This window comes from Microbacterium festucae, assembly GCF_025421715.1.
Classification (GTDB): Bacteria; Actinomycetota; Actinomycetes; order Actinomycetales; family Microbacteriaceae; genus Microbacterium; species Microbacterium festucae.
On sequence record NZ_JAOEFC010000003.1, the window covers coordinates 314,164 to 327,933 of the forward strand.

General features: G+C 72.6%; 11 protein-coding genes, 1 tRNA gene and 1 other RNA gene. 7 read left to right on the forward strand and 6 right to left on the reverse strand.

Translation table 11 applies throughout. The features are described from left to right. Window positions 1-277: 277 nt before the first annotated feature. Window positions 278-997 carry a DUF1684 domain-containing protein gene (locus N3K63_RS11825; RefSeq protein ID WP_261580378.1) on the reverse strand — a complete coding sequence of 240 codons (720 nt, stop codon included), beginning with the start codon at window positions 995-997 and terminating at the stop codon, window positions 278-280. A 70-nt stretch (window positions 998-1,067) separates the two neighbouring features. Between N3K63_RS11825 and N3K63_RS11830 the strand changes: the two genes are divergently transcribed. Both N3K63_RS11830 and N3K63_RS11835 read left to right on the forward strand, forming a co-directional pair. Then, window positions 1,068-1,250, forward strand: coding sequence for a hypothetical protein (locus N3K63_RS11830; RefSeq protein ID WP_261580379.1), 183 nt, complete (start codon window positions 1,068-1,070; stop codon window positions 1,248-1,250). Window positions 1,251-1,264: 14 nt separating this feature from the next. Further along, window positions 1,265-1,356, forward strand: a tRNA-Ser gene (locus N3K63_RS11835). Window positions 1,357-1,476: 120 nt separating this feature from the next. Here the strand turns inward: N3K63_RS11835 and N3K63_RS11840 are convergent. The 3 genes from N3K63_RS11840 to N3K63_RS11850 are packed head-to-tail and all read right to left on the reverse strand — an operon-like array spanning window position 1,477 to window position 5,978. After that, window positions 1,477-3,705, reverse strand: a complete 2,229-nt coding sequence (locus tag N3K63_RS11840) for a transglutaminase TgpA family protein (RefSeq protein ID WP_261580380.1) — start codon at window positions 3,703-3,705, stop codon at window positions 1,477-1,479. Continuing rightward, window positions 3,692-4,936, reverse strand: a complete 1,245-nt coding sequence (locus N3K63_RS11845; RefSeq protein ID WP_261580381.1) for a DUF58 domain-containing protein — start codon at window positions 4,934-4,936, stop codon at window positions 3,692-3,694. The genes N3K63_RS11840 and N3K63_RS11845 overlap by 14 nt, the downstream gene beginning before the upstream one ends. 31 nt (window positions 4,937-4,967) lie before the next feature. Further along, window positions 4,968-5,978, reverse strand: coding sequence for an AAA family ATPase (locus N3K63_RS11850; RefSeq protein ID WP_261580382.1), 1,011 nt, complete (start codon window positions 5,976-5,978; stop codon window positions 4,968-4,970). Window positions 5,979-6,094: 116 nt separating this feature from the next. Here N3K63_RS11850 and ffs point away from each other — a divergent pair. Beyond that, window positions 6,095-6,191: signal recognition particle sRNA small type (ffs, locus tag N3K63_RS11855), an RNA gene on the forward strand. Here the strand turns inward: ffs and N3K63_RS15195 are convergent. Then, window positions 6,186-6,617, reverse strand: a complete 432-nt coding sequence (locus tag N3K63_RS15195; protein WP_315943090.1) for an NUDIX domain-containing protein — start codon at window positions 6,615-6,617, stop codon at window positions 6,186-6,188. The genes ffs and N3K63_RS15195 overlap by 6 nt on opposite strands. Further along, window positions 6,608-6,883, reverse strand: a complete 276-nt coding sequence (locus N3K63_RS15200) for a hypothetical protein (RefSeq protein WP_315943091.1) — start codon at window positions 6,881-6,883, stop codon at window positions 6,608-6,610. The genes N3K63_RS15195 and N3K63_RS15200 overlap by 10 nt, the downstream gene beginning before the upstream one ends. Window positions 6,884-7,005: 122 nt before the next feature. On the opposite strand from N3K63_RS15200, the gene pta reads away from it, so the two are divergent. From pta to N3K63_RS11880, 4 genes are all read left to right on the forward strand, one after another. Next, a complete protein-coding gene (pta, locus tag N3K63_RS11865) occupies window positions 7,006-9,171 on the forward strand; it encodes a phosphate acetyltransferase (RefSeq protein WP_261580383.1) in 2,166 nt (721 codons plus the stop codon). Then, a complete protein-coding gene (locus N3K63_RS11870; RefSeq protein WP_261580384.1) occupies window positions 9,168-10,370 on the forward strand; it encodes an acetate/propionate family kinase in 1,203 nt (400 codons plus the stop codon). The genes pta and N3K63_RS11870 overlap by 4 nt, the downstream gene beginning before the upstream one ends. Window positions 10,371-10,429: 59 nt before the next feature. Further along, window positions 10,430-11,158 carry an HAD family hydrolase gene (locus tag N3K63_RS11875; RefSeq protein ID WP_261580385.1) on the forward strand — a complete coding sequence of 243 codons (729 nt, stop codon included), beginning with the start codon at window positions 10,430-10,432 and terminating at the stop codon, window positions 11,156-11,158. A 61-nt stretch (window positions 11,159-11,219) separates the two neighbouring features. Then, window positions 11,220-13,769, forward strand: a complete 2,550-nt coding sequence (locus tag N3K63_RS11880; RefSeq protein WP_261580386.1) for a glycoside hydrolase family 65 protein — start codon at window positions 11,220-11,222, stop codon at window positions 13,767-13,769. Window position 13,770 lies beyond the last annotated feature (1 nt).

The window sequence follows — 13,770 nt, forward strand, 5'->3', positions numbered from 1 at the left end:
TGGGTCAGGCGCCGTGCTTCCGGCCGGTGTCACTTGGCCGGCGGCGGTGGTTGCGGTCGGCCGCGGTCGCCTCGCGCACGCCTGAGCCCGCGTCCATCGCCGAGTGCACGGCTTGGAGCCCAGCGAACGGCTTACGCACCCGTTGAACCCCGTGCACTCGGCGGGAGGTCGTGCACTCGGCGACAACCACGGGCGCACAAGCGACCCGGGGCACAACCCCGGAGCGCAACCACGGGCCCCCAGACGCCCGGGGCGCAGCCCCGGGGCGCAACGCCGCTCAGGCGCCGGCGCGGAGGGCGCGGCGCTCGCCGGCGGGGATCGGGAAGGCGAAGCGGTTGCCGGCGGGCGGCAGCGGGCAGACGTACTCGTCGCTGAAGGCGCAGGGCGGCAGGTAGGCGCGACCGAAGTCGACCTCGACGGTGCCGTCGGCGGCGGGCAGGTCGATCGGCAGGAAGCGGAAGCGGTACGCCCCGTCGGATGCCGTGGCGTCGGCGATCACGGCCGAGAGGCCGTCTTCGTCGGCAGCGACCGACAGGTGCACGGGGGTGCCCGCCACCTCCAGGTCGATCGTGCCGCCTGCCGGGGCCACCCGTTCGTGACCGTCGACGCTGCGCACGGTCACGGTCGCCCCGTCGGGTGCGGGGGTGAAACGGCCGCGCACGCGCCACGCGTCGTCGGCGGGGAAGGACTCGATGCCGGTCAGCGCGAGGCGCCCGGGGGCTTCGGGGTCGAAGACCCGCAGCGCGTGGGCGCCGTCGCGCGCGAAGGCCCGCAGCAGCAGGCGGCCCTCGCGGACCTGCTCGAACGGCGCGAGGACGACCGCGCCGCTCTCGGGCAGGTCGGTGCCGTGCACGCCGTCGGCGTCGGCCCACCAGCGACCCGGTGCGCCCTCGAACTCACGGGGGGTGGCGTCGAGCCAGTGGGTGTGGCGCAGCGACGCAGTGCCGAACGGGGCGGAGACGGCATCCCAACGGGACGCGACGGGCGCGGTGGTCATGCCTTCACGCTACCCGCGCGGGAGGCCCCGGGCGCCGCCCGGCGACGCACGACGACATAGGCTGGATGCCGTGAACAAGAACACCGTCTGGACCGTCATCGGCGTCATCGTCGCGGTCATCATCGCGTGGTGGCTCGTCAACGTGCTGTTCGCGGTGCTGGCCTTCGCCTTCAAGCTGCTGGTCGTCGCGGTCGTCGCCGTCGTCGTCTTCTTCCTCATCCGGATGCTGGTCGGCCGAGGCAGCAGCGACTGATAAACTCGTCTGTTGGAAGTGTGTCCGAGCGGCCTAAGGAGCATGGCTGGAATCCATGTAGGCGGGGTAACTCGCCTCGCAGGTTCAAATCCTGTCACTTCCGCCACCAGATGAGCGTCGTCCCCCACCGGGGCGGCGCTCATCGCTTTCCCCCGCCCAGCCCGCCCTCCCCGCCCTCCCCGCCGAGCCCGTCCAGCCCGCCGAAGCCCCGCCAAGCCCCCGCCGGTCACCCCGAGGCGAAGGCCGACCCGGGCCGCACGACCAGCGAGCGGGGGAGCAGCAGCGCGCGGGCGCGCACCGCGCCGTCGGCGGCGGCGAGCATGGCGGCGCGCACTGCGACGGCGTCGTCGACCGGAGCGGCCGAGACCGCGCCGGGCCGGGCGTAGCTGGCGCGTTCGACGGCGGAGACCAGACGCGCGACGGCCGCGGCATCCGCCCCGCCCTCGGCCACCAGGCGCACCCCGAACGCGCGCGGCGATTCGGCAGCCGGCACGTGCATGCCGATGTCGAGCGCGGCATCCTGCACGAGGCGCCACGCCGCGGTCACCCCGGCGGCCCCCGCGAGGCCGCCGCGGCGGCGCAGCCACAGCCGCCGCACCGCTCCGGCCAGCAGCGGCAGCAGCGCCACGAGCAGCACGGTGCCCAGGGTCGCGAAGTAGGGGCCGAAGTCGACGGCGGGGGTGGTCGGGTTCAGCGGGTCGGCGTCGATGGGCCGGTCGGGGGCGGTGGTCGCCTGCGTCGGCGCCGCGCTCGGGGTCGCGCTGGGCGTCTGACCCTCGGCCACGTCGACCCCGCCGTCGTCGGGGACGGGCTCGGTCTCGGCGGCGAACTGCGTGGCCACGCCCAGGCTCTTGGTCGGCTCGAAGGGCACCCAGCCGATGCCGCTGAAGAACACCTCGGGCCAGGCGTGCAGCTGGCTGGTGGTCACCTCGCCCACCCGCTCGTCGTCGATGCGCTCGCCGGTGTAGTTGCCGGGCAGGAACCCGATGGCGATGCGCGAGGGCATGTCGAGGGCGCGGGCCATCAGGGCGAACGCGCCCGCGAAGTGCACGCAGTAGCCCGACTTCACCTCGAGGAAGTCGGCGACGGCGTCCGAGCCGGTGCCGTCGAAGCCCTCCTCGACGGGGGCGTTGAGCGAGTAGCTGAACTCGGGCCCGCGGAACCAGTCCTGCAGGGCGACGAGCTTGTCGTAGTCGGTCTCGGCTGCCGCGGTCACCTCCCGCGCGGTGTCGGTGATCGACTCGGGCGTGCCGGCGGGCAGGCTGTACACGCCGATGCGCGACTCGCTGAGGGTGGCCTCGGATGCCTGGATCTGCTCGCGCGTGGGCCGGGGGACGTGCGAGATGATCTCGTACTCCTGGCCCTGCGTGTTGGACTGCCCGGTGCGCACGGTGCGGCTGAACGGCACCGCGCGCCACTGCCCCTCCAGCCCCGTCACCGACACCGCCGGGTACGACACCGGCAGGTAGACCGAGTTGAGCTGATCGATGCGCACGTCGGTGCGGTATTCGGTGACCCGGATGCCGTCGGTGACCTCGACCGGGTCGAACCCGCCCTCGTCCAGTGGCACCGAGCGCAGCCGGTCGGGCTGCCACACCGCGCCGTCGAAGGTCGACAGGGTCGTCACGCGCAGGTAGGGCAGGGTCGGCGCGTCCGAGCGCACCGACAGCACCTTCGCGTCGCTGCGCTGGCGCAGGTCGTCGCCGAGCTCGAGGGTCGGGTCGATGCTGGCGGGAAGGCCCGCTCCGGCGGCGACGTTGGGCGCCGGCAGCGCCGAGCCGCCGATGAGGGCGGCGACGATGGCCACGACGCCGATCGTGGCGGCCACGGCGGTGACCCCCGCCGACCGGCGCTCGAGGGTCGGCGCCTCGCGGGTGCGGGTCTCGGCGCGGATGAGGAACAGCAGCGCCGCGGCCATCAGGGCGAAGCCGATCACGTTGACGGTGGCGGGCACGGCGATGGCGGGGATGAGCCACACCGCGATCAGGGCGACGGCGGCGAGCAGCGGCATCCGCGCGGTGATGACCACGTGGTCCAGTGCGATGGTCAGCAGCCCCATCGCCGCGACGATGACGAAGCTCACGGCGGTCGTGGGCTCGAGCGGGGCGACCCCGACGAGGATCTCGTTGGATGCCTGCTGCACGAGCTGCGGTGCGGTGTGCAGCACCCCGCCGGTGGGGATGATCAGCAGCAGCGCCTGGTCGGCGAAGAACGTCGCGGTGACCCCCGCCACCCAGGCGGCGAGCTCTGCGGCGGTGGCGATGCCGGCGGCCAGCCCCGCCCGGCGCAGGCCGTAGCCGAGGCCCAGCAGCGCGGCGGCGCCGGCGAAGACCGCCAGCAGCCACGCGCCGGTGCCCACGACGGCCAGCAGCGGTGAGACGGCGGCGACCACCGCCAGCCACAGGGCGACCGTCAGTCGGCCGTCACCGCGGCGCCACGACTCACGCCTCCACACGGGTCGCCCCCCGATCGACGGCCGCGGCCCACGCGGCGGCGAGATCGCCGCCCGGATGCACGGCGGCGGTGTGCCAGCCGGCGCGGGCGGCCAGGTCGAGGGCGTCGTGCTGCGGCGCGACGGCCAGCAGCACCGGCAGGGCGCTGTGGTGGGCCAACGGTGCGAGCACCTCGGCATCGGCCTGGTCGACGCGACCGGTGATCAGCACGAACGGGCCGGTCATCGAGCCGTGGAAGCGCCGCACGAGGGGCTCCAGCGGCAGGTCGCGGCGGGCCACGGTGGTGGCGAGGTCGGCGGCCAGCGCTTCGACGCCGGCGGTGTCGTGGGCCTGCACGCTCTCGCCGATCTCGGTGCCGTCGACGTCGATGAGGTGCACGGCGAAGCCCTCGTGCACGAGGCGCGCGACGACCGAGATGGCCGCGCTCACCGCCTCTTCGAAGCCGGGGTCCTCGCCGGGGGCGCGGAAGGCCTCGGCCGTCCAGCGGTGCACGCCGCGGTCGAGCACGACGATCGCCTCGGGCGTGGTCTCCTGCTCCTCCTGGCGCACCATCAGCTGGTCGCGGTGGGCGCTGGCGCGCCAGTGGATGCGGCGCATCGAGTCGCCGGGCACGTAGTGGCGGGGCACGAGGTTGTCGGCGCCCTGACCGAGCTGGTTCGTCGAGGTGTGCACGCTGCCGCCCGCCTCGCCGGGCAGGTCGGACACCGCGCCGAGGTCGACGACCGCGGGGGCGACGGTGACGGCCACCGGCGCGCCGACGGTGTGGCGGCGCCGCGCGAAGCCGAACGGATCGGTCGAGGTGACGGTGAGCGGCCCGACCGAGCGGATGCCGCGGCGCACCGCGTCGATCTCGTAGTCGAGCTCGACGGCCTCGAAGCGGGTGCCGGTGGCCGACGACAGGGCCGGGAACACCCCGGCGGCCTCGCCCTCGAGCCCCGCCGGCAGGTGCTCGCGCCACACGCCCTGCGCGGTGGGCAGCGCCGAGCGCACGGTGACCTGCAGACGCACCCGCACGGTGCGCCCGACGGTCACCCCGTCGGGGGAGAAGGAGCGGGTCACCGACTCGGAGCGGCCCACCAGATACACCGTCAGCACGCTGGCGGCCACGACGGCCAGCAGCAGCACGCACACGTAGAGCAGCTCGGCGATCTTGAACTCGTGCGCCAGCAGGAAGCACGCGATCGCGAGGATCACCGCGCCGGTGCCCCGCAGCGTCAGCGGCCACTTGCTCATCGGTCCACCGCCTCCCGTCCCGGCCCGCCGCTCAGCGGGTGGCCAGCGGCACGCGCACCGAACCGGCGATCGACTGCAGCACCGCGGCGATCGCCTCCGGCGCCGATCGCCCGCGCGAGGCCGACGAGCGGGCCGCGATCACGCGGTGGGCGAAGACCGGCTCCAGCAGCACGGCCACGTCGTCGGGGATGACGAACTCGCGCCCGTCCAGCGCCGCCCACACCTTGGCCGCGCGCACGAGCTGCAGCGTCGCCCGCGGGCTCGCGCCCAGGCGCAGGTCGGGGTGGGAGCGGGTGGCGCGGGCCAGGCCCACGGCGTACTCCTCGACGGCGGGGGACAGGTGCACCCCGCGCGCCCACGCGATGAGCGCGCGCACGCGCGTGGCGTCGATCACGGGCCGCAGCGCATCGAGCGGGTTGACCGCGTCGCGCTGGCGCAGCATGAGCGCTTCGGCGCCGGCATCCGGGTAGCCCATCGAGATGCGCATCATGAACCGGTCGCGCTGGGCCTCGGGGAGCGCGTACGTGCCCTCCATCTCGAGCGGGTTCTGCGTGGCGACCACCAGGAACGGGTCGGGGAGGGGGCGGGAGGTGCCGTCGACGGTGACCTGCCGCTCCTCCATCGCCTCCAGCAGCGCCGACTGCGTCTTGGGGGAGGAGCGGTTGATCTCGTCGGCGATGACGAGGTGGGCGAAGATCGCGCCCGGCTTGAACTCGAACACGCGGTCGACCGGGTTGTAGACGCTCACGCCGGTGACATCGCCCGGCAGCAGGTCGGGGGTGAACTGGATGCGGCGCACCGTGGCATCCACCGACGCGGCCAGCGCCCGCGCCAGCATGGTCTTGCCCACCCCGGGGACGTCCTCGATGAGCAGGTGCCCCTCGGCGAGCAGACACACCAGCGCCGCGCGCACCGCGGCGGGCTTGCCGTCGATGACCTGCGAGACCGAGGCGGCGATGGCGGCCGTGTCGCGCGCGAACGTGTCGGCGTCGACCGGCGCGCTCTCGTCGATGTGTGCGTTCGGGCTGACGGACTGCGTCATGCGACTCCCTCGTTGCGCGTCGGATCCGCGTCGTTTCAGATGCTAACCCGCGCACGCGCGCCCGTGGCTGAGGATCTGCCACGGGCGGGGGAGCTCCGCCGATCCGGTAGACTCGTGTCAGCTCTCCGCGAGGCGGCACCCAGGCCAACTCCCCCAGGACGGAAACGTAGCAAGGGTAACCAGGCTCTGCCGGGTTCGCGGAGAGTCTTATTCTTTCCGGGCGGATGCCGGTGGGACGGCGAAGGGGCCGTCGAGCACCGCCCACTGCAGCAGCATGATCGTCTTGGCATCCTGGATGCGGCCGCCCCGCACCATCGCCAGCGCCTCGTCGATGCCCACCTCGACCAGCTCGATGTGCTCGCCCTCCTCGGCAAGACCCCCGCGGTCGCCGTGGCGGGCTGCGCCGTCGTAGGGCGCGGCGAAGAAGTGGATGCGCTCGGTCACCGACCCGGGGCTCATGTACACGTCCCACACGTGGGTGAGCTCGCCCACCTCGACCCCGGTCTCCTCGGCCGCCTCGCGCCGGATGGCGGTGGCCGGGTCGTCGTCGTCGAGCAGTCCCGCCGCCGTCTCCAGCGGCATCCCGTCGGGGTGGTCGTTGACGTAGACGGGGTAGCGGAATTGACGGGTCAGCAGCACGCGACGGGACTGCGGTCGTAGAGCAGGATCGTCGCGCCGTTGCCGCGGTCGTACGTCTCGCGCTGCTGGGTCTCCCACTGACCGGTCGGGGTGCGCACCTCCAGCGTGGTGCGCCGCAGCACGTGCCAGGCCGAGGCGACCAGCTCGACCGCGCTCACCCGCACGTCGGGATTGCGGTCGAGTCCGATGCCGGTGCGGTGCAGTCCGGTGCGTCCGCGGTGGTCGGGGATCTCGGCGCCGGGGCGCGGCGGGGTGGGGTCTGTCATGGTGACGAGCCTATGCAGACGGCATCCGCATGCGCCCGGATGCACCCGGTGCCGGGGGTGCGGCAGGTTTTCTCCCGGCCGCTCCCTGGCCGCTCGCAGGACCGCGAGCCTAGGGTGGACCCGTGGCACAGAGCATCTACATCACATCGGTGGAAGGACTCTCGGGGAAGTCGACGATCGTGCTGGGGGTGCTCGACGCACTGGGACGCACCACTCCCCGCGTCGGCGTCTTCCGGGCGATCGCGCGTTCCACCGTGGAGCGCGATTACGTCCTCGAGATGCTGCTCGACCACGTCGGCGTCGACCTCGACTACGAGGAGTGCATCGGCGTCACCTACGACGAGGTGCGTCGCGACGCGGATGCCGCGCTGTCGAAGATCGTCGAACGCTTCAAGGCCGTGGAGGCCCAGTGCGACGCCGTCGTGATCGTCGGCAGCGACTTCACCGACGTCGGCTCCACCTCCGAGCTCGGCTACAACGCCCGCATCGCCGCCAACCTGGGCGCGCCCGTGCTGCTGGTGGTCAACGGCCGCGCCAGCCAGGGCGACCGGCTCGGGGTGAGCGTGGCCCGCACGCCCGAGCAGCTCGGCCAGCTCACCGCACTGGCCCTGCCCGAGCTCGCCCACCAGCGCGCCGAGCTGTTCGCGGTGATCACCAACCGCGCCGATCCCGAGCGCCTCGACGAGATCAACGCCGCCATCCGCGCGGTCGTCACCGACGTGCCCGCCGCCGACGGCCACCGCGAAGCCGCGGTGGGGGTGTGGGCGCTGCCCGAAGACCTCTTCCTCGTCGCGCCGTCGGTGCGCGACGTGATGCTCAACCTCGGCGGCCGCCTGCTGCGCGGCGACGACGAGCTGCTCGACCGCGAGGTGCTCGATGTGATCGTGGCGGGCATGTCGCTGAACAACGTGCTGCCGCGACTGAGCGACAGCGCGGTGGTCATCGTGCCCGCCGACCGCACCGAGGTGCTGCTGGCGATCCTGCTGGCCCACTCGTCGGGCACCTTCCCCTCGGTGGCCGCGATCGTGCTCAACGGGCCGTTCGAGCTGCCCGAGGCGGTGCAGCAGCTGATGGCTGGCCTGGACTCGACCCTGCCGATCGTGCAGACCGACCTCGACACCTACGACACCGCCCTGCGGGTGATGAGCACCCACGGCCGCCTCGCCGCCGGCTCGCAGCGCCGCTTCGACACCGCCATCGCGCTGTTCGAGCAGAGCGTCGACACCGTCGAGCTCACCGCGTCGCTGGGCCTGGCCCACTCGAGCGTGGTCACCCCGCTGATGTTCGAGTACCAGCTGCTCGAGCGCGCCCGCAGCCACCGCAAGCGCATCGTGCTGCCCGAGGGCGGCGACGACCGCGTGCTGCGCGCGGCGGCCACCGTGCTCGCCCGGGGCATCGCCGACCTCGTGATCCTCGGCGACGAGGCATCCGTACGGGGACGGGCCACCGAGCTCGGTCTCGACCTGTCGGCGGCCACGGTGCTGAGCCCCCACGACCCCGAGTACGTCGACCGGTTCGCCACCGAGTACGCCGAGCTGCGCAAGCACAAGGGCGTCACCTACGCCCAGGCCGCCGACACCGTCACCGACGTGTCGTACTTCGGCACGCTCATGGTGCACCTGGGGCTGGCCGACGGGATGGTCTCGGGCGCCGCGCACACCACCGCGCACACCATCCGGCCCGCGTTCGAGATCATCAAGACCCGCCCCGGCGTCTCGGTCGTCTCCAGCGTGTTCCTGATGGCGCTCGCCGACCGCGTGCTCGTCTACGGCGACTGCGCCGTCATCCCCGACCCCAAGGCCGAGCAGCTCGCCGACATCGCGGTCAGCTCCGCCGAGACGGCCCACCAGTTCGGCATCGACCCGCGCGTGGCGATGCTGTCGTACTCGACGGGGGAGTCGGGCTCCGGCGCCGACGTCGACAAGGTGCGCACCGCCACGACCCTGGTGCGCGAGCGCGCCCCCGAGCTGCTCGTGGAGGGTCCGATCCAGTACGACGCCGCCGCCGACGCCGCGGTGGCCGCCACGAAGATGCCGCAGTCGCAGGTGGCGGGCCGGGCGACCGTGTTCGTCTTCCCCGACCTCAACACCGGCAACAACACCTACAAGGCGGTGCAGCGCTCGGCGGGCGCCGTGGCCATGGGCCCGGTGCTGCAGGGGCTGAACAAGCCCATCAACGACCTGTCGCGCGGCGCCCTCGTCGACGACATCGTCAACACCATCGCCATCACCGCCATCCAGGCCCAGGGCCCGCAGCCCGGGCAGGACCAGCAGGGAGTCTCCGCATGACCGTCGTCCTCGTCATCAACAGCGGCTCATCGTCGTTCAAGTACCAGCTGATCGACGTCGAGACGCAGATGCCGCTGGCATCCGGCCTCGTGGAGCGCATCGGCGAGCCCGTCGGCGCCGCCAGCCACAAGAACGTGGAGGGCGACACCAAGAGCGAGACCGAGCTGCCGATCCCCGACCACACCGCCGGGTTCGCCGTCATGCTGCGCGCCTTCGAGCAGCACGGGCCCTCGCTCACCGAGAACCCGCCCGCCGCGATCGGCCACCGGGTCGTGCAGGGCGGAGCGCGCTTCTTCCACCCGACGCTCATCACCGACCTCGTCGAGATCAACATCGACGAGCTGTCGGTGCTGGCCCCGCTGCACAACCCCGGCGCCGTGCAGGGCATCCGCGCCGCCCGCGCCGCCTTCGCCGACCTGCCGCACGTCGCGGTGTTCGACACCGCGTTCCACCAGACGCTGCCGCCGGCCGCCTACACCTATGCGATCGACCGCGAGATCGCCCGCAAGCACCGCATCCGCCGCTACGGCTTCCACGGCACCAGCCACAAGTTCGTCAGCGAGACCGCCGCCGACCACCTCGGGCGGCCGCTGCGCGACCTCAAGCAGATCGTGCTCCACCTCGGCAACGGCGCGTCGGTCACGGCCGTCGACGGCGGGCTGTCGGTGGAGACCTCGATGGGCCTCACGCCGCTGGAGGGCCTGGTCATGGGCACCCGCTCGGGCGACATCGACCCGTCGGTGCTGCTCGTGCTCGCCCGCCGCGAAGAGATGTCGCCGGCCGAGCTCGACACCTTCCTCAACAAGCGCTCCGGCGTGCTGGGGCTGGCCGGCGTCTCCGACATGCGCGACATCGAAGACCGCCGCGAGGCCGGCGACGGCGCGGCCATGCTCGCCTTCGACGTCTACGTGCACCGGCTGCGCGCCTACATCGGCTCCTACATCGCCCAGCTGGGCGGCGTCGACGTCATCTCCTTCACCGCCGGCGTCGGCGAGAACTCGCCGCTGGTGCGCGCGGCCGCCCTCGAGACGCTCGGCTTCCTCGGCATCCGGATCGACCCGGCCCGCAACGAGGAGCGGCGCCGCGACACCCGCGTCATCTCCACCGACGACTCCGCCGTGACCGTGCTCGTGGTCCCCACCAACGAAGAGCTCGAGATCGCGCGCCAGACCCTGTCGGTGGCCGGAGTGACGCTCTGACCCCGGCCGGTCGGCCGTCCTTCACCCGCCCGTAACAGCATCCGACTACGCTGGCGAAGGTGGCTTCCGCACTCCCCGACCTGACCGCCTACGACGCGGTGCTCTTCGACCTCGACGGCGTTCTCACGCCGACCGCCGAGGTGCACATGCACGCCTGGGCGACGATGTTCACCGAGCTGTTCGCGGCGTGGGGCATCGAACCCGCCTACACCGAAGAGGACTACTTCGTGCACCTCGACGGCAAGAAGCGCTACGACGGCGTGGCGAGCCTGCTGCGCTCGCGCGACGTCGAGGTGCCGTGGGGCGAGCCCGCCGACCCGCCCACCGCCGACACCGTCTGCGGCATCGGCAACCGCAAGAACGAGGTGTTCTCGCGGGTGCTGCGCGACGAGGGCATCGCGCCCTACCCCGGCTCGCTCGCCCTCGTCGACCTGCTGCAGGCGGCCGGTGTGCCGATCGCGGTGGTGTCGAGCTCGAAGAACGCCGAAGAGGTGCTGCGCGTGGCGGGCCTGCGCGACCGGTTCCCGGTCGTGATGGACGGTGTCGTCGCCGAGCGCGAGAACCTGCCCTCCAAGCCCGACCCGGCCGTCTTCGCCGAGGGCGCGCGGATGCTGGGCGTCGACCCCGCCCGCAGCGTGGCCGTCGAAGACGCCCACTCCGGCGTGCAGTCCGCCGCCGCCGCCGGCTACGCGCTGGTGGTCGGCGTCGATCGCGGCGCCGGCGCCGAGACGCTGCGCGCATGCGGCGCCCACGTGGTCGTCGACGACCTGTCCGAGTTCGTGGCCTGACCCCGGCCACTCCCTCACCCCTCCTACCCGAGATCTCCCGCCCCACCCCCGAGAGGACCGCATGATCGATCGCGACCGCTTCCCCGTCGACCCCTGGCGGCTCGTCGAGACGCGCGCCTCCCTGGAGGATGCCGGCGTCACCGAGACGCTGTTCTCGTTGGGCAACGGCTACCTGGGCCTGCGGGGGAACCACTGCGAGGGGCGCCAGGCGCACGAGCACGGCACGTTCATCAACGGCTTCCACGAGGTGTTCCCCATCCGTCACGCCGAGCAGGCGTTCGGGTTCGCCGAGACGGGCCAGACGATCATCAACGCCCCCGACGCGAAGGTGATGCGCGTCTACGTCGACGACGAGCCGCTCGCCTTCGACGTGGCCGACGTGCGCGAGTACGAGCGCGCGCTCGACTTCCGCGCCGGTGTCGTCACCCGTCACGTGCGCTGGGTCACCCCCAGCGGCAAAGACGTCGTCATCGACGTGGACCGCATGGTGTCGTTCGAGGAGAAGCACCTCGCGATCATGCGGCTGACGGTCACCGTGCTCAACGCCGACGCCCCCGTCACCGTCAGCTGCCAGCTGATCAACCGTCAGGACGGCGAAGACGTCTACGGCGGCGCGCGCAGCGCCAACAAGGGCGGCAACGGCTTCGACCCGCGTCGGGCCGAGAAGATCCACGAGCGCGTGCTCGAGCCGCAGGAGTACTGGCAGGACGGCATGCGGTCGGCCCTGTCGTACCGGGTGGCCGAGTCGGGGATGACGCTGGCCGTCGTGGCCGACCACGTCGTCGAGACCGAGAACGAGTACTCGGCGCGCACCCTGGTCGAGCCCGACATCGCCAAGAACGTCTTCCGCGTGCAGGCCAAGGCGGGCGTGCCCATCTCGGTGACCAAGCTCGTCAGCTACCACACCTCGCGCGGCGTGCCCGCCCGCGAGCTCGTCGACCGCGGCCGGCGCACCCTCGACCGGGTGCGCGCCGAGGGCGTGCAGGTGCAGTACGACCGCCAGGCGGCGTGGTGCGCGGCGTTCTGGGAGCGCTCCGACGTCGAGATCGAGGGTCACGACGACCTGCAGCAGGCCACCCGCTGGTGCCTGTGGCAGCTGGCGCAGGCCGCGGCGCGCGCCGACGGCCAGGGCGTGCCCGCCAAGGGCGTGTCGGGCTCGGGCTACTCGGGCCACTACTTCTGGGACACCGAGATCTACGTGCTCCCGTTCCTCATGTACACGACCCCGCAGTGGGCGCGCAACGCCCTGCGCATGCGCTACCTGATGCTGCCGGCCGCCCGGCGCCGTGCCGCCCAGCTCAACGAGGCCGGCGCGCTGTTCCCGTGGCGCACGATCAACGGCGAAGAGGCTTCGGCCTACTACGCCGCCGGCACCGCGCAGTACCACATCAACGCCGACGTCAGCTTCGCGCTGGCCAAGTACGTGCGCGCCACCGGAGACGAGGAGTTCCTCCACCGCGAGGCCATCGACATCGCGGTGGAGACGGCCCGCCTGTGGGCCACCCTCGGCTTCTGGCGCTACAACGAGAACGGCGAGCCCGAGGTCTTCCACATCCACGGCGTCACCGGCCCCGACGAGTACACGACGGTCGTCAACGACAACCTGTTCACCAACGTCATGGCCCGCTTCAACCTGCGCTTCGCGGCGCGGGTGGTGCGCCAGATGGCCGACGAGAACCCCGCCGAGTACACGCTCATGGCCGATCGGCTGCGGCTCGACCCGGCCGAGCCCGAGGCGTGGGAGGCGGCGGCCGAGGCCATGCACATCCCGTTCAGCGAGGCCCTCGGCATCCACCCGCAGGATGCCGTGTTCCTCGAGCGCGAAGTGTGGGACCTCGACAACACGCCCGCCGAGCAGCGACCGCTGCTGCTGCACTTCCACCCGCTGGTGATCTACCGCTACCAGGTGCTCAAGCAGGCCGACGTCGTGCTCGCGCTGTTCCTGCAGGGCAACCACTTCACCGACGAGGAGAAGCTCGCCGACTTCGACTACTACGACCCGCTCACCACGGGGGATTCCACCCTGTCGGCGGTCGTGCAGTCGATCCTCGCGGCCGAGGTGGGCTACCAGGACCTCGCGCTGGAGTACTTCCGCGAGTCGATCTTCGTCGACCTCGGCGACCTGCACAACAACGCCGCCGACGGCGTGCACGTGGCCTCGGCGGGTGGGGTGTGGACGGCGCTGGTGTCGGGCTTCGGCGGCATGCGCGACCACGTCGGCGAGCTGTCGTTCGACCCGCGGCTGCCCGCCGACTGGCCGTCGCTGGCGTTCACGCTGCACTGGCACGGCACGTCGCTGAAGGTGCACATCACCGCCGACGCGCTGCGGGTGACCGCCGGCCCCGGCGAGGCGGTGCCCTTCTCGGTGCGCGGCGCCGCCTACACCGTCTCGGCGGGGGAGACCGTCGTGGTCGCCCTCGACGGCCGCGGACCGCTGCGGGCGGGACGGCCGACCCTCGACGACATCGGCGAGCAGCTGCGCGAAGACGGCACGATGCTCTCCGCCTCGGTGCCGGTGTCGACCGCGACGACGCCGATCCCGGTGATCACCGGCACGATGCCGGTCATCGGCCACCCGGCCGACCAGGGCAACCTCGGCATCGACAGCTGAC

Excerpts from the sequence above, each read along its gene's own strand:
- N3K63_RS15200 (WP_315943091.1), bottom strand. The coding sequence starts at position 6,883 with ATGACAGACCCCACCCCGCCGCGCCCCGGCGCCGAGATCCCCGACCAC.
- N3K63_RS11825 (WP_261580378.1), bottom strand. The coding sequence starts at position 997 with ATGACCACCGCGCCCGTCGCGTCCCGTTGGGATGCCGTCTCCGCCCCG.
- N3K63_RS11845 (WP_261580381.1), bottom strand. The coding sequence starts at position 4,936 with ATGAGCAAGTGGCCGCTGACGCTGCGGGGCACCGGCGCGGTGATCCTC.
- N3K63_RS11850 (WP_261580382.1), bottom strand. The coding sequence starts at position 5,978 with ATGACGCAGTCCGTCAGCCCGAACGCACACATCGACGAGAGCGCGCCG.
- N3K63_RS11870 (WP_261580384.1), top strand. The coding sequence starts at position 9,168 with ATGACCGTCGTCCTCGTCATCAACAGCGGCTCATCGTCGTTCAAGTAC.
- N3K63_RS11880 (WP_261580386.1), top strand. The coding sequence starts at position 11,220 with ATGATCGATCGCGACCGCTTCCCCGTCGACCCCTGGCGGCTCGTCGAG.